This is a genomic window from Streptomyces sp. NPDC020917 (genome assembly GCF_044333795.1).
Lineage (GTDB): Bacteria > Actinomycetota > Actinomycetes > Streptomycetales > Streptomycetaceae > Actinacidiphila.
In genome coordinates this window covers 66122-82317 of sequence record NZ_JBIRRR010000026.1, presented here as the reverse complement: position 1 = coordinate 82317, position 16196 = coordinate 66122, and the positions used below count along the sequence as shown (strand labels likewise).

At 74.1% G+C, this 16196-nt stretch carries 10 protein-coding genes; 5 read left to right on the top strand and 5 right to left on the bottom strand.

Annotated elements, in window-relative coordinates; genetic code table 11:
* The first annotated feature begins 18 nt into the window (after positions 1-18).
* The 5 genes from ACH4TG_RS36755 to ACH4TG_RS36735 are packed head-to-tail and all read left to right on the top strand — an operon-like array spanning position 19 to position 6211.
* Positions 19-990: a Gfo/Idh/MocA family protein gene (locus ACH4TG_RS36755; protein ID WP_398247027.1), complete on the top strand. Its 972-nt coding sequence runs from the start codon at positions 19-21 to the stop codon at positions 988-990.
* Positions 987-1976 (top strand): Gfo/Idh/MocA family protein, encoded by a 990-nt coding sequence (locus ACH4TG_RS36750; RefSeq protein WP_398247026.1) that lies wholly within the window; start codon positions 987-989, stop codon positions 1974-1976. Before ACH4TG_RS36755 ends, ACH4TG_RS36750 begins: the two co-directional genes overlap by 4 nt.
* Positions 1973-3952: an MGH1-like glycoside hydrolase domain-containing protein gene (locus ACH4TG_RS36745; protein ID WP_398247025.1), complete on the top strand. Its 1980-nt coding sequence runs from the start codon at positions 1973-1975 to the stop codon at positions 3950-3952. The genes ACH4TG_RS36750 and ACH4TG_RS36745 overlap by 4 nt, the downstream gene beginning before the upstream one ends.
* Positions 3945-4712, top strand: a complete 768-nt coding sequence (locus tag ACH4TG_RS36740) for a phytanoyl-CoA dioxygenase family protein (protein WP_398247024.1) — start codon at positions 3945-3947, stop codon at positions 4710-4712. The genes ACH4TG_RS36745 and ACH4TG_RS36740 overlap by 8 nt, the downstream gene beginning before the upstream one ends.
* 5 nt (positions 4713-4717) lie before the next feature.
* On the top strand, positions 4718-6211 hold the full coding sequence (locus ACH4TG_RS36735; RefSeq protein WP_398247023.1) for a DUF6298 domain-containing protein: 1494 nt from the start codon (positions 4718-4720) through the stop codon (positions 6209-6211).
* An 85-nt stretch (positions 6212-6296) separates the two neighbouring features.
* On the opposite strand, the gene ACH4TG_RS36730 is transcribed toward ACH4TG_RS36735, so the two are convergent.
* From ACH4TG_RS36730 to ACH4TG_RS36710, 5 genes are all read right to left on the bottom strand, one after another.
* Positions 6297-8828 (bottom strand): hypothetical protein, encoded by a 2532-nt coding sequence (locus tag ACH4TG_RS36730; protein WP_398247022.1) that lies wholly within the window; start codon positions 8826-8828, stop codon positions 6297-6299.
* Between the two features lie 52 nt (positions 8829-8880).
* Positions 8881-10794 (bottom strand): putative Ig domain-containing protein, encoded by a 1914-nt coding sequence (locus ACH4TG_RS36725; protein WP_398247021.1) that lies wholly within the window; start codon positions 10792-10794, stop codon positions 8881-8883.
* A gap of 240 nt (positions 10795-11034) precedes the next feature.
* Positions 11035-13917 carry an AAA family ATPase gene (locus tag ACH4TG_RS36720; protein WP_398247020.1) on the bottom strand — a complete coding sequence of 961 codons (2883 nt, stop codon included), beginning with the start codon at positions 13915-13917 and terminating at the stop codon, positions 11035-11037.
* Positions 13918-14082: 165 nt separating this feature from the next.
* Positions 14083-15612: a copper resistance protein CopC gene (locus ACH4TG_RS36715; RefSeq protein WP_398247019.1), complete on the bottom strand. Its 1530-nt coding sequence runs from the start codon at positions 15610-15612 to the stop codon at positions 14083-14085.
* Positions 15612-16124, bottom strand: a complete 513-nt coding sequence (locus ACH4TG_RS36710; RefSeq protein ID WP_398247018.1) for a hypothetical protein — start codon at positions 16122-16124, stop codon at positions 15612-15614. The genes ACH4TG_RS36715 and ACH4TG_RS36710 overlap by 1 nt, the downstream gene beginning before the upstream one ends.
* Positions 16125-16196: the final 72 nt, after the last annotated feature.

The following is a 16196-nucleotide window of genomic DNA, read 5'->3' as shown; positions in this document are numbered from 1 at the left end:
CGCAACCTAAGGATCATCGTGCCTCTGCGCCTTGCCATCCTCAGCTTCTGGCACGTGCACGCCGCCGACTACGCGCGCCAGGCGTCCGCACACCCCGGCACCGAGATCACCGCCGTCTGGGACGAGGACACCGCCCGCGGGCGCGCCCGCGCCGCCGAACTCGGCGCCGGCTTCCACCCCGACCTCGGGTCCCTGCTGGCCCGCGACGACGTCGACGCGGTCGTCGTCACCTGCCCGACCACCGCGCACCGCGAGGTCATCACCGCCGCCGCGGCGGCCGGCAAGCACGTCTTCACCGAGAAGGTCCTCGCCCCGACCCCGGCCGAGTGCGACGAGATCACCGCCGCGGCACAAGCGTCGGGCGTCGTCCTGATGCTCGCGCTGCCGCGGCTGTACGAGGGCTACACCACCGCCGTCCGCGAGGTGCTCGCCGGCGGCGGTCTCGGCCGCCTGACCCTGGTCCGCGTCCGGCTCGCCCACGGCGGCTCGGTCGGCGAGGGCTGGCTGCCCGAGCACTTCTACGACCCCGCGGCCACCGCGGGCGGCGCCCTCATCGACCTGGGCTGCCATCCCATGTACCTGGCCCGGCTGTTCCTGGGCCGGATGCCCGAGACGGTGACCGCGACCTTCGGCCATGTCACGGAGCGCGCCGTCGACGACAACGCCGTCGCGGTGCTGCGCTGCGCGGACGGTGCCCTCGGGGTGGTCGAGGCGTCCTTCACCGCCCCGGCCTCCCCGTTCTCCATCGAACTGCACGGCACCGAGGGCTCCCTGGTCTACGGCACGCCCGAGCCCCGGCTGCTGCTGGGCACCGGCGGCGACTGGCGCGAACTGCCGGTGCCGCCGCGCCGCGGCACGCCCTTCGACCTCTTCGTCCGCCATGTCGCCGACGGCACCCGCGACGAGGAGAACCTCGCCCTCGGCCTCGACCTGACCCGCCTGATGGCCGCCGCCACCCGCAGCGGCCGCGAGGAAGGAAGCCGCACATGACCGTGTCCGTCGGCCTCATCGGCTGCGGCAACATCTCCCGCGCCCACGTGCGCGGTTACCGCTCCGTACCGGACCTGGCCGCCGTCACCGCCGTCGCCGACCTGGACCCCTCCCTGGCCGCCGAGCGCGCCCGGCAGGCCGGCACCGCCCGGGAGTTCGCCTCGTACCGGCGCATGCTGGACGAGGGCGCCGTCGACGCGGTCGACATCTGCCTGCCCCACCACCTGCACGCCGAGGCGATCATCGCCGCCGCCGAGGCCGGCAAGCACATCCTCTGCGAGAAGCCGCTGTGCCTCACCCTCGACGAGGCCGACCGGATCGCCGCCGCCGTACGGGCCACCGGGGTCACCCTCATGTGCGCGCACAACCAGCTCACCCTGCCCGCCGTCGCCCGGGCCCGCGCCGTCGTCGACTCCGGCGTGCTGGGCCGCGTCTACGAACTGCGCACCACCGACAGCTTCTTCAACGACTTCGACCCCGCGACCATGGGCTGGCGGGCACACGCGGCCACCAGCGGCGGCGGCGAGCTGATCGACACCGGCTACCACCCCACCTACCTGCTGCTGTACCTGGCCGCCGCCCGCCCCACCGCGGTCACGGCCATGCTCAGCACCCACCGGCTGGCGTTCATGGAGGGCGAGGACTCCGCCCGCGTCCTGGTGCGCTTCGCCGACGGCGCGGTGGGGGAGGTGGTGACCAGCTGGGCGTACGAAGCCGCGCCGTTCACCGAGAAGTTCTCGCTCGTCGGCGAGCACGGCAGCCTGTGGAGCGACGGGCAGCGGCTGTGGCACAAGCCGCGCGGCGAGGCCGTCGTCCAGACCTCCTTCGAGGCGGTCGACTCCGTCCCGGCCGTCTGCGCCGACTTCGTCCGCCGGATCCACGACCGGTCGCGCCCGGTGCACACCCACGAGGAGGGCACCGACGTGCTCAAGGTCATCCTCGCGGCCTACCGGTCCGCCCACGACAAGCGGGAGATCACCCTGTGACGGGGTACGAGGCGAGCGACTTCACCTTCGACCTGCGGCAGGGCGTCGCCGAGCCGCTGTGGACCACCAGCGGCTGGTCCACCGTGGCGCTCGCCCCGGGCACGGTGTGCGGCGTCGGCGCCTGCTACGCCCCGCCGCACGCCGCACCGCAGGCCCAACTGGCCGTCGCCCTCGATGCGGACGGCATCCGCATCGCCGACACCGGCGCCCACGGGATGCACAGCATCGTGCTGCTGCCCCAGGGCGGCTCCTGGCGGCTGGACGGCATCGACCGCCAGGGCACCTACCACCGGCGGCACGAGGGGCGGCTGGTGTCGCTGCTGGTGCGCTCGCAGCTGACGCCGCTGCACGGCCACCCCGGCTACGCGCTGCGGATCACCGTCCGCAACCGTTCCGGGCGGCCGCTGCCGCTGCGCCTGCTGCCCGAGCTGACAGCCGGCCCGGTCGGCGCGGTGCCGCTGGGGGAGTGGAGCTGGATGCCGCCCGAGCCGCCCCCCGCCCATGGGACGGCGGCGCTGGTGCACGGCCCGCTGGAGGCCGACGCCGGCGCCACCGGCGAGGTGTCCTTCGAGCTGGCGGTGCTCCTCGACGGCAGCCGTCCCGGCGGTTCGCCCGCCGACTGGGCGGCGCGCTCCCGCGACCTCGTCGCCCGCCGGACGGCCGGCGTCCTGGAGCGGGTGCCGCGTCTGGCCACCGACGTGCCGGACCTCGACGCGTACTACCGCCGGTCGCTCGCCAGCGGCCTGGTCTGCCTGTGGGACAACCCGGCGTTCGCCACCGTCCCGTTCCCCGCCACCTCCGGCATCGACGGCGGGGCGCTGTGCGCCTACGCCTGGGACACCGGCGGCTACGCGCCCCACACGCTCGCCCTGATGCTCGGGCGGGGCGTCACCGACGTGGTGGAGGCCATGGTCAAGGCGGACCTGACCGACCACTACGCCATCGCCCCCGACGGGGCCGGCACCGGCGTCGCCTACGCCTACAGCGCCTGGTCCCTGGTGATGCTCGCCCACGCCGCCGCCTGCCACGACGGCATCACCCCCGACCTGGTGGCGCGGCTGCACGAGACCGAGGAGCAACTCGCCCAGCGGTTCCCCGCCGCGGGCGAACTGCGCGACTACGGCGGCCAGCAGAACCTGCTGGAGATGCGCACCGCCGGCTGGGAGCACGTGGTCGCCAGCCCCAACGCCGAACGCGCCTGGAGCCTGGACCTGCTGGCCGAACTGGCCGAGCAGTGCGGCGCTCCCGTGCGGGCGGCACCGCTGCGCGCCCAGGCCCGGCGGATCCGCGGCGCCGTCGGGCAGGAACTGTGGGACGAGCAGGCCGGCTGGTTCCGCAGCCGCTACCCCGACGGGCACACCGAACTCGCCTACTCCGTCCAGGCGTTCGACGCCCTGAGGGCCGGCGCCTGCACTCCGCCGATGGCCGCGGCGCTGCTCGCCCACCTGCGCGACGGTGCGTTCCTCGGCCCGTACGGGGTGAGCAGCGTCTCCGCCGAGGACCGGCTGCACTACGAACTCGGCGACGTGGACTGGTCCGGCGGCGGCGCCTACACCGGCGAGGCACCCCAGCTCGCCCTGACCCTGTGGGAACGGGACGAGCCGCGGACCGCCTGGGACGTGCTGCGCCGGGTGCTGTGGATGGGCGCCCATTTCCCGTACTTCCCGCAGGACCACTACTGCGACCGCCCCGCGGCCCCGCCGCGCGGCCGGCGCGCCAACGTGATCGCCGGACTGGCCGGTGCGGAGGCCGTCCTGCTCGGCATGGCCGGGCTGCGGCCGCGCGTCGACGGCGCGCTCGACCTGGCACCGCCCGCCTGGCTCCCCGGCGAGCTGGCACTTCACGGGCTGCACTACCGCGGCCGCGAGATCGGCCTCCGGCTCTCCACCGGCCACAGCGAGGTGGCGGTGGACGGCCGCGTCCTCCACTCCGGGGCGCCCGCCCCGCTGCGCATCCTGGGAGAACCCGATGAATGACGCCCTCGACCGCTACGACCGCGACGGCTACGCGCTCTTCCGCGCGGCGATCGACCCCGACCTGGTGCGGGAAGCCGCCGGCCACGTCGCATGGCTGGAGCGCCGGCACCCCGAACTGCGGCCGGAACAGCTCGGGCACACTCTGCTGCGCGACGACCCGTTCTGGCTGCGGCTGGTCTCCGACGACCGGCTGCTGGACATCGCCGAGACCTTCATCGGCCCGGACATCGCCTTGTTCGCCTCCCACTACATCAGCAAGCCGCCGTACTCCGGCCAGGCGGTGCTCTGGCACCAGGACGGCGCCTTCTGGCCGCTGGAGCCGATGCGCGTGGTCACGCTCTGGCTGGCCGTCGACCACTCCACACCGGAGAACGGCTGTGTGCGCCTGATCCCCGGCAGCCACCGCGGCGGCATCGAGGCGATGCGCGCCAACACCGACGTCGACAACGTCCTCGGCGAGGAGATCGCCGTCGAGGTGGACGAGTCGGCGGCCGTCGACATGGTGCTCGCCCCCGGCGACGTCGAGGTCCACCACCCGAACATCGTCCACGGCAGCAACGCCAACACCTCGCCCCACCGGCGCTGCGGTCTGACCATGCGCTACATCCCGGCCGCCACCCGCATCACGGCGGACGAGCAGCCCTACCCCAGCGCCTTCCACCTGCGCGGCACACCCGGCGTCAACGCCTGCCAGCCGTGGCCCGCCTTCGACCCCGAGCGGCACTACCGGTACGCCGGAGCCGGGGCGGCCCGGGACTGATCCCCGTGCGGGTCACGAACGGCTGGTACGCCGACGGAGGACGGGTCGTGTGGGGACTCGCCCAGCACAACGGGATCTGGGGCGGATTCAAGGGGAGCAACGGCTGGTTCGCCGACTGCCCGATCCGCCCCAACATCGCGGCCCGCGACCCCGGCCGGACGGGGCCCGGACACACCGAGGACCTGCCGCGGCTGACCGACTCGATGGTGGAGCACGGCGTCCCGGGGTTCGAGCACTGCTTCGGGCTGTGGTTCGACCGCAGGCGCGATGCCCACGACACGGAGCGGCGGGCGGACCCGGACGCCGTCCCGCCGTTCCTCGAGCAGCCGTGGCCCAGGAGCGGGGGCCCCGCGGCATGGGACGGCCTGCCCCGCTACGACCTGGACCGCTTCAACCCCTTCTACTTCCGGCGGCTGAAGGAGTTCGCCGACCTGTGCGACCGCAAGGGACTCGTCCTCTTCCACGACTTCTACCTGCAGCACGCCCTGGTCGAGGTGGACGCCCACTACGTGGACTTCCCCTGGCGGCCCGCCAACTGCCTCCAGGCCACGGGCATGCCGGACCGGGTCCCGGCCGCGAACGCCTTCTACGACGTGGGTCACCCGGTCCGCGGGGAACTGCACCGCAGGTACATCAGGAAGTGCCTCGACGTGCTGGGGGACAACAGGAACGTCGTCTTCCTGCTCGCCGAGGAGTACACCGGGCCGCTGTCCTTCCTGGAGTTCTGGCTGGACGAGATCCGGCGGTGGGAGGAGGAGAACGGACGGTCGGTGCACGTCGCGCTCGGCGCGACCAAGGACGTGACGGACGCGGTCCTCGACGATCCCGTGCGCTCGCCGTCGATCTCGACGATCGACCTGCGGTACTGGTCCTACGACGCGTCCGGCGCCCTGGACGCGCCGTGCGGCGGCCGGCAGACCCCCGCGCGGTTCATGGACGGCATGCGGCCCACGCCCGCCCAGCTGTACCGCCAGGTCGCCGAGTACCGCACCCGGTATCCGGACCGGGCGATCATCGTCGAACGGCACCTGCCGTCCCGGCAGCACGTCTGGGCCTTCCTCATGGGCGGCGGGTCGATGCTCATCGACAAGATCCACTTCCCGCCGGGCGGCTCCCCGAAGTCCCTGCCGCCCGCGGAGTACGTGCGCCCCGTGGGGTCCGAGATCGCCCGGATCCCGTTCCGCTTCGTCGCGGACCACCTGGCCGCGCCGCTGGCCCGGGCCCGGCCGCTGCCGCTCGACGGCGGGCAGACGCACTGGTGCCTGGCGGATCCGGGACGGTTCTACCTGGTCTACATGCTCCACGGCGGCCGGCTCACCCTGCGGCTTCCCGCCGGCGTCCCCGCCGTGCGCTGCCGATGGCTGGACCCGCGGACCGGCGCGGTCCTGGAGGGCGGCGCGCGGGAGAAGGACCCGTCCGCGCGGGTCGAGGTGACGGCTCCGGACGAGCAGGACTGGGCGCTGTGGCTCACCCCGTCCCCGGGCCCGACGCGGCCGTGACACGGCATGCCGCGGGGCCCCGGCCCGGATGGGCGGGGCCCCGCGGTGACGTGCCCAGCGGGAACGGGTGGTCATCGCGCTGGGATCAGAACGCCCCGACGCCGCTCGGCGAACCCACTCCTGTCGGGCCGTCGTACCCGGCCACGCCGGAGCACAGGTAGTCCGACGAGCAGGTGCCGTTGAGGCCGGAGCCCACGTCGTACAGCGCGTGGCCGGGCGCCGTGTACAGGCGCTGGGCCGGCTGGCCGGAGGTGTGGCCGGTGAGGCCGTAGATCCCGGCGATGACCGGCGCCGAGACGCTGGTGCCGCCGACGACCATCCAGCCCCCGGCGACCGAGTCGTAGACCGCGACACCGGTGTCGGGGTCGGCGACCGCGGACACGTCCGAGACGGTGCGGTTGGCGCAGTAGCTGTCGCGCTGCCAGGACGGCTTGGCGGTGAAGCGCGAGCAGCCGCTGCCGGCGCCGTCCCAGACCGTCTCCTTCGTGCGGGCGCCCGAGGCGTCCACGGTGAGCGAGGTGCCGCCCACGGCTATCACCGAGTTGAACGCGGCCGGGACCGAGACCCCGTAGCCGTAGTCGCCGCTGCTCGCGGTGATCGCGACGCCCGGGTGCTGGTAGTACTTCGCCTGGATCTGGTCGTTGTCGGACCCCTCGTCGCCGCCGTAGGAGTTGGAGACGACCTTCGCGCCGAGCTTCACCGCGGTGTTCACGGCGGTGCCCAGGTCGTCGAAGCTGGCCGAGTCGGCGCCGACGTACAGGATCGAGCAGGTCGGGCAGGTCGCCGAGACCATTTCGAGGTCGAGCATCTCCTCGGTGCCCCAGCCGTCGTTCGCCGCCGGCAGCTTCGAGGTGCCGTCCTGGCCGACCTGCATCAGGTGGATCGGGCCGAGGCCGAACTGCTCGCGGTAGGCGTTGAGCGACTTCTGCGCGTCGGGGTTGGCGTAGGCGTCGACGACCGCCACGGTCGTCTTGCCGGTCAGGCCCTTCAGCCCGTAGGCGCTCTGGAGTTGCGCGGGCGTGTAGCCGTCCTGGTAGTCCGTGGTCGCCAGCGGCTTGAGCGCGGTGTCGGTGACGACCTGGGCGCTGCAGCTGGCGTAGCCGGGCCGCGGGACCGCCGCGCAGGCGGTGGCCGTGCGGTGGGTGGTGTTCAGGACGGGGTGCCGGCCGGCGAGCTTGGAGCTGTGCGACGACGACGTGGCCTGGGTCCGCCCGGTCCTGCCGTAGGGCGACGGCGTGTCAGCCGTCGGGGGCTTGCCCTGCGAGGTCGTCTTGCGGGCCGACGGCGCGACCTGGCCGAGGATCCCGCCGGGACCGGGCTTCGCGGCCCCGTCCTCGTAGACGAAGCCGGCACCGGAGATGAAGTCCGGCTGCGCCACCATGGGCGCCCCCACCAGGGCGGTGTGCCCGTCGGCCGAGAGCGCCAGGCCGGTGCCCGCGCCCCCGGTGTAGCCGCGGAACTCCGACGGCACGAGCGTCGCGTGCTGCGTGTATCCGGTGCCGGAGGCGTCCTGGACGAAGATCGCGGCCGCACCCTGCAGCGTGTTGCGGGAGGGCAGGCCGACACCGACGACCGAGCCGTCACCGGAGATGCTCACCGCGATGGCGTCCGACATGAAGTCCCGCTTGCCGCCGGCCTGCAGCTCGCCGGTCTGGGTCCAGGACCCTCCGCCGAGCTGGTAGGTGTAGGCGACGCCGGTGCCGTGGTACGGCGCGCCCACCACGAGGGTGTCGCCGGTCCCGGCGAGCGCGACGGCCTCGCCGAAGCGCTCGTTCGCGGCGCCGTCGGAGGCGGCCAGTTCGCCGGTCTGGGTCCAGTCGCCGGACTGCCGGGTGAAGGTGTAGACCGCTCCCTTGTCCTTGTTCCTGCTCATCGCGCCGACCGCGATGGCCTTGCCGTCGTGCGACAGCGAGACGCCGTTCGCGTAGCCGAATCGGTCACCCGCCACGCCGTCCGGTGCCTTCAGCTCGCTGCCGCTGCTCCAGCCGTCCGCGACCTTGTCGTAGACGAAGACCGAGCCCTGGTTGTTGTAGCGCGCGAAGTCGCCCGCGGCGACGGTCGATCCGTCGCCGGAGATGCTCACCGCGAAACCGAGGTCGTCGAACAGCCCGCCGCCCGAAGGCGCCTTGAACTCGGCGTCCTGCTTCCAGGTGGTGTCCTGCTTGCTGAAGACGTAGACGCGGCCACCGGAGTTGATCCCGCCGCTCGCGATGGTGCGGCCGTCGTCGGACACCGAGACGGAGAAGCCGATCTCGGCGTACTGCAGGTCGGTCTGCTTCAGCTCGGTGTCGAGCTGCCACGTGCCGCCGGCCTTGTGGAAGACGTAGACGGCGCCGTCGTAGTAGTTGGCGTCGGGCGCGCCGAGCACCGCGGTCGAGCCGTCCGCGGACAGCGCGGACGAGTAGCCGATGGTGGCGCCGAGACCCGCGTTCGCGGTCAGCGTCTGGGTCAGGCCGCTCTGCTTCCAGCGTTGGGCCGGGGGGTGTCCGGCGGGGTTCGCCTGCCCGGGGGCGGCGGTGGCCGGTGCGACGGCCGCGGAGTCGAGGGCCGCCGCACCCAGCAGGAGCGACGCGACGGCCACAAGGGCGCTGGTGGCGCGCCTTGGTCGTGTGCGCATGGGATTGCCTTTCGTATTCGTGTCAACGGGCCCAAGGTGCACGGGCTGTGCGTCAGCCGAGGTTGAGTGCGGTGTCGTCGACGAAGAACGACGTGGCGAGCGAGCTGTTCTCCTTGCCCGTCCAGGCGATCGTCACGGTCTTCCCGGCGTAGGCCGACAGGTCGACGGTGCGCTCGACGTAGCCGGTGCCCTTGTCGGCGTTGGAGAACGACTGCACGGCGTGCCCGCCCACGGTCACCGTGAGGATGTCGCGGGCGCCCTTCGCGCTCTCGTAGCTGGAGATCCGCAGCTGGTAGTCCAGCGTGGCCTTGCACTTGGCCGGGATGGTGACCTGCTGGGACAGCGTGGCGGTGTGCGCGGTGCCGTACCCGTCGAGCCAGGCGTAGCCGTAACCGCCGTGCGCGTAGGCCCCGTCGGTGTTGATCACGCCGTCACTCGCGGTCCAGCCCGCGTCCCCGTACTCGAAGTCGGGGTTGAGCAGGGTCTGCCCGAAGCAGCCGGTGCCGTTGCCGACGACGGTCCAGGTGAAGGACGTGGACCCGGACGCGCCGGTGTCGTCGGTGACCTTGACGGTGACGTTGCCGATCCCGCCGGCCGTCGGCGTACCGGAGATCAGGCCGGTGTGCGCGTCGATCGCCAGGCCCGGGGGCAGGCCGGTGGCCGAGTAGCTCAGCGTCGCGGCCGAGTCGGAGTCGGTCGCCTGGATCTGCAGGCTGGCGGCCGTGCCCGCGGTGCCGGTCTGGTTGCCGGGGGCGGTGACGGTGATCTTGTTGCCGGGCGCGAAGGCGGCCAGCCCGTCGGGGGTGCCGAGCCCGGTCGGGCCGTCCCATCCGGCGCCCGCCGTGCACAGCAGCGACGCGGAGCAGCCGCCGTTGTTCCCGCTCGTCACGTCGTTCAGCCCGCCGGTGTGCGCGTACGGGTAGGACGCGGGCTCGTCGTCGGAGCGCGGGGTCCCGGCGAGCGCGTACACGCTGGCGATGATCGGCGCGGACGCGCTGGTGCCGCCGTACACCGCCCAGCCGGAGCCGCCGTACGTCTGGTACACGGCGACGCCGGTGTAGGGGTCGGCGACGGCGGAGACGTCGGTGTCGGCCCGGTGGCCGCACACCCCGGTGGGCACGACGCTCTGCCACTCCGGCTTGGTCTCGTCGCTGGAGCAACCCGAGCCGGCGCCTGCCCACACCGACTCGTCCCAGCCGCGGGAGTTGCCCGACCGGGTCAGGGACGTACCGCCGACCGAGACGACCCGGTTGGAGGTGGAGGGGTAGATCGGCCCGGCGGCGTAGCCGTCGTCACCGCTCGACGCGGTGTAGACGACGCCGGTCGCCTGGAGGTACGTGGAGTCGTAGCTGGACTCCGCGCCGGACTCGGAGCCGCCGAAGCTCATCGACACGTACTTCGCGCCGAGATCGGTGGCCTTCTTGACCGCGCCGAAGAGGTTCTCGGCGGAGTTGTCGTCCGCCTCGACCAGCATGATGTGGCACGTCGGGCAGGTCGCCGAGACCATGTCGAGGTCCAGGGATATCTCACCGGCCCAACCGGCGTCGGGGGACGGTAGCGGGCTCGCCTGCCCGTTCTGGTTCAGCTTGCTGAAGCAGCCGTTGTCGGTGGTGCACGCCGGCAGGCCGTACTGCGACCGGTAGGCGGCGAGGTCGGACTCGGCGTTCGGGTCGTCGAACGCGTCGACGATGGCGACCGTGGCGCTCGTGGCGCTGTCCGGCAGGTTGTACGCCGCACGCAGGTCCCCGGGGCCGTACCCGTTGGGGGTGGCGTTCGCCGCGAGCGCCTTGACGCCCTTCACGTCGGTGCGCTTCAGGGCGAAGCACGTGTAGTGCCCGGCCTTCACGTCCTGGGCGCAACTGGGTGCCGCCGAGGGGGAGTCGGCCGGTGGCGTGCCGGCCTGGGCCGTGGCGCCGCTCAGCACGAGCACCGCCGCTGCCGCCAGGGCAGCGAGGGCGTGTTTCACGAGTACCTCCAAGGGTTGTGGGCAGCGCGGCACCATTGCCGAGGGGGAGCGTGGGGAACCGGGGGCCGCGCAGCACCGTGGGGGAGTGCGCACCGTTCTTCGGTGCGGGTGAGTCTGCCAGCGCACGCCACGGGCAGGTCACGGACCGCGGGGTGAATGAAATCCCAGGACAGGTGAAATAAATGGCGGCCGGGACTCGTCCGGCGGTCCCGTCCGCGGGACGGCGCCGGCGGGCCTACCTCACGCCTCGTCGTCGTCCGGCGCCAACTCCGCCGCCGCACGGGCGAGTTCGGCGCGGGTGGACACCCCGAGCTTGTGCTTGGCGGACTTCACCTGGGACTGGACGGTGTTGGGCGACTTGAACAGCTTCGCGGCGATGGCGGAGTCCGTCTCGCCGGCTGCCACGAGCCGGACCACCTCGCGCTCACGGGGCGAGAGCCGGGCACCGTACCCCTTCCTGCCGCGCCGTCCCGGCACGCGCGTCCCGGCCCCCGCCGTGCGCAGCACCGCCGCGACCCGCTCGCCGTGGACGACCGCGCCAAGCCGCGTGTACCGCCGCAGGACGTCCCGGAGTTCGGCGACCGCCTCCTGCCGCGCGCTCTCCGGCAGGCAGCGGGCCGCCGCCTCCAGCTCGCGCACCTCCTCGTGCGGGCGCGGCAGTTCACGCCAGGCCGCGGCCGCCCCGCGGTGCAGGTCCCGCGCCTCGGACAGGTGGCCCGCGGCGTGCGCAAGCAGCGCCCGGCAGCTGAGCAGCGCCGCGTCGGCGGCCGGGGCACTGCCGCCGCCGATCCCCGCGGCCATGGCGTCCACCACCTCCATGGCCTCCTCCTCGCTGCCGGTGAGCAGCAGGGCGCGCACCCGGGTGGGCACGAGATCGGTGCCCCACAGCCACACCCCCGTGCGCTCGATCAGCGAGAACGGCTCCTGCGTCAGCGCGAGCGCCTCCTCGGGGTCGCCGCCGGCCAGCGCCACCTCGGCCAGCACCGCGCGGGCCTCCATGACCAGTTCGGGGCCCAGCCGGCTGGCGGGGTGGTCGAGGACGGCCCGCAGCCGGCGGCGTGCGTCGTCGCTCTCGCCCTCCGCGACCAGCAGCCGGGCCGCGACGACCTCGACCTCCAGCCGGTCGCTGCCCAGGGAGCGCGCGGCGGCCACGAGCGCGGCAGCGCGCTCCCGCAGCCCTTCCCAGGAGCCCTCCAGGTAGTCCAGGTGCAGGCTGATGTCCTCCAGCACCGACGACACGACGGGGTAGTCGTAGGTGTGCGCGAGGTCGAACGCGGCCGACAAGGCTGTGCGGGCCGTCGCGTAGCGGCCCCAGATCAGCGCGCAGTGGCCGATGTTGCCCAGCCCGCGGGCCGCGTTCAGCCGGTCCCTGACCTCGATGTCGCGGGTCGGGATCCTCGCCGCCTCCCGCCAGCCGTCCGCCGACCCGAAGCGCAGCAGCACGGTCGCCAGATCGGAGGTGAGCCGCAGTTCGGAGCCGGGATCGCGGTCCTGCAGCAGCCGGGCCGCCTGCTGCAGCCACGCCTGGCGGGTGGCCAACGACCAGGTGGGCCAGGACAGATGGACGGTGTTGATCATCGCCTGCCCGGCGAGCAGCGGCTCGTCCGCGAGCAGCGGCACGGCCCGCTGCGTCTCCTCGGCAGCCTCGCTCATGCGGTCCTCCAGGATCAGGACCCGCGCCAGCTGCCAGCGCACCCGGCCCTGGTCCAGCCGCGACAGCGTCGGGTCCTCCGCGACGCGCCGCAGGACCTCCTCGACCGCGCGGTACTGGTCGACGCTGCGGAACACCGCGAAGGGTATCTTCGCCACGATCCGCGTCAGGTCCGCCGGCGACTGCACCGTGACGGTGGCGAGTTCGAGCAGGATCGTCGCCGCCGTCAGGTCGTCGGCCCGGCCCAGCGCCAGGTCCGCCACCTGCTCGGCGTACCGGGCCCACCCCGCCAGGTCGCCCGACAGCTTCAGGTGCCGGGCCAGCCGGACCACCGGCGGCGCGGGCAGCGCGCCCAGCGCCGCGGCCGCACGGGCGTGCAGGCGCGACCGCTCGCCCAGCGGCACCTGGTCGGCGACCGCGTCCAGGACCAGCGCGTGGCGGAACGCGATCTCGCCGCCGCCCGCCGCGCTCAGCAGGTGCGCCGCCATCAGCTCGTCGACCGCCGTGCCGGCCTCCTGGTGGTCCAGGCCCGTCACCGTGGCCAGCAGTGCGACGGTGGCCGGCTCGGCGAGCACGGCGAGCGCCCAGCCGGTCAACCGGGCGGACGGCGTGAGCCGTTCGGTCCGTGCGGCCACCGACTCGCGCAGGCTCGCGGGCGGCGCGAGGGCGCCGATGCTCGCCGGACTCCAGCGCACCTCACCGGGGTTGGCCCGCACCTGGTCGTTCAGCGTGCGAATCAGGTCCTCCAGCAGCAGCGGAACACCCTGCGTGCGCCGGTGCAGCAGGTCGGCCACGCGAGGCGAGGCGAGCGGCCCGTGCAGCATCGACGCCACGAACTTCTCGGTGCTGGCCAGGTCCAGCGGGCCCAGCGGGATCACCCGGCCGGTGCTGCCGGCCGCGATGCGCAGGATCCGCGCCACCAGTTCGGGGTCAGGCCGCTCCTCGGTACGCCAGGTCTCCACCACCCGAACCGGCGCGTCCCCGTCGACGGTCGCCAGGTGCAGCAGGAACTCGTGCGTGGCGTCGTCCGCCCAGTGGGCGTCGTCCAGCACCACCGTGTGGACGCCCAGCGTCCGCACCAGCTCGGCGAGTGCCCTGAACAGCCGGTGCCGCTCGAAGGCGCCGCTCTCCGCGGGCGGCAGCGCCTCGGGCAGGATGTCCAACCACTCCGGGAACAGCGGGCGCAGCGCCCCGGCGAGCCGCCCCAGCCGGCGGCGGTCGGGCGGCGTCGGGCCGAGAGCCTCCACCAGCGTTCCCATCGGGAACGGGGTGGCCACCGGCGGGCACCGCAGCAGCAGGACACCGTCGCCACCGGCCGCCTCCGGCACGGTCTCGTGGACGAACCGGGACTTGCCGATCCCGGCCTCGCCCTCGATGACCACCAGCCGCGTCGAGCCCCGCGCCAACGCCTCCCGGAGCCATTGCTGTTCCAGGTCACGGCCGACGAAGGCAGGCGAGCGCACACTGTCCATGACGTGATGCTATCCACGGGCGCGGCGGCCTGACCGTCTCGGATTCTCCCAGTTCGGAGGCCGGACACCGCCTCGTCCGTGCCCCTTGGGGAACCGGCCCGCGAGACCGCCCGCCGGCACCCGCGAACCACCCCTGCCCGCACGGGCGTTCACGGGCGACGGGCGCTACCGCGGGGAGGCGCCCGGCGCCTGCGGGGCCGCGGGGGACGCGCCGCCGGAGCCGGTGTAGGTGGTGCGCGGAACGTGGGCGGGGGCGGTGCTGATGAGCAGGACGGTGACCACCAGGACCGCGGTGACACCCGCGAGTTCGAGCAGGATGGGACGGCGCGCCTCGCGCGGGCTCGCGGGCTCGCGGCGGCGGCGCACCCGGGCGTGGGTTCGCGCGGCCACCGTCACCACGAGCAGGAACAGCGTCGCCTTGGTCAGGACGAGCCTGCCGTAGTGGGTGCCGGTCAGCCCGTGGAGGCTGCCCACTTCGCGGTAGGCCTGGTAGAGGCCGGTGGCGGCCAGCACGGCCACCGCGCACAGGGCGAGGTGCGAGAAGCGCCGGGCGGCCAGGGCCAGGGCCGCGTCCCGGCCGCGGGTCAGCAGGACGACGAGGCAGGCCATGCCGCCCGCCCACACGGCCATCGCCGTGACGTGCAGGGTGGTGATCGTCAGGGCGAGCGGCGCGACCGGGCCGGCCGGTGCGTGGCTGGTCTCGCTCCAGGTCAGGGCCAGTGCGAAGGCGATCACGGCGGCCGCCGCACGCCCGGCGCGACGGTGCCGCAGGACCTCCTCGCCGACCGCCGCGATCAGGGCGAGCAGCAGGAAGCGGGCGACGAGCGTGTGCCCCACGTGGGACGACAGTGAACTCGACAGCAGGGAGCGGTCGAAGGCGGAGTTGAGTGACTCGCCCTGCGCGGAGGGCCCGTAGAGGAAGAGCTGGACCAGCGTTCCGGTCACCAGCAGGCCCCAGCCGGCGGCGGCCGGCCACCGCATGCCGGCCCAGGCCGGCGGCGCGGTCTCCCCGTCTTCGTGGTGGTCGCGGGACGCGCCGGGGTCCGGAAGGCAGTACAGGCGGACCGCGGCGAAGCCGACCAGGCCCGCGAGCCCGGCGAAGCCGAGCCAGACGGCCGTGTCCAGGAACGCGTCGGTCAGCCGGTCGTGGCCGCCGAGCGGCGCCGGCGCGGCGCCGGTCCTGCTGGGGGCGCCCACCGAGAAGGTGAGTTGCCCCGACGTGGTGTGCCCGTCGTCGGCCGCGGTGGTCCGCCACGCGACGACGTACGTGCCGCGGTCCCGCTCCGGTGCGAGGCGCACGCGGATCCGGTCGCCCCCCGCGCCCGCCGCGGTCGGGGCGCCCCGATCGACCCGGTGCCCGTTCGGCGCGACCACCGCGACCGTGCTGAGCGCGAGCGTCACCCGCTCGGAGAAGACCAGCGTCACCTGCTGCGGCTCCGCGGACAGCACGGCCCGATCGGACGGTGACGCGTCGACCAGGTCGGCGTGGGCCGCGGCCACCGCGGGCAGGGAGAGGAGTGCGGCGACCGCCAGGCCCGCGGCCCACGCGAGCCGCCGCACGACCGCGGCGAAGCCGAGCCGGCGCGTGGCCGCGGCGGAGCCGAGCCGGTCCGTGGCCGCGACCCGCGGGACCCGGTGGTTCGGGACGCGCGTCTTCGCCGGGCGCCGGGACCGCGCGGCTGGGGTTTCCGGCATCAGTGGCATGAGCCCGCCGACCGCCGGCTCCTGATCAGCCGGTCGGCTCCGAGCCGGTAGTCGCTCATCGTGCGCGCGTCGGGCGCGAACCGCCATCGTCCCGACTGGAAGAGCAGGGAGCTGCTGCCGGTGGCACCGGCACGGTGCCAGACGATCCGCACGGTGGCCGGATCGGTGGGAGTGCTGCTGTCGATCACGTAGGGGACGCCGACCGCCGGCCGGCAGGCGGTGTTCACGTGGACGAACTCGGCCCGCGGGACGGCGTGCTGGGCGTCGGCGGTCCACAGCTCCCAGGCCTGGGCCCAGCCGCCGCCGGCCAGCAGCCCGAACTCCTGCCGGGCCACGGCCGAGGCCTGCTGGGGCTGCGGTGGGGTGGGCCCACCGGTGCCGGCCCGGATCCCGGCGCCGGAGCCGCCGCCGTGGTGGGACGGGCCCGACCGGACGGCCGCCACCGTCAGCAGGGTCAGGCCGGCCGCGGCCAGCACCAGCCATCGCTTGGGTACGCGCTGCACGATCCCCTCCTCGTCCGGGGCCTTCCGCCCGGCGCGGACGTACGCCGCCCGGCTGTGCCGGGAGCGGGTGCG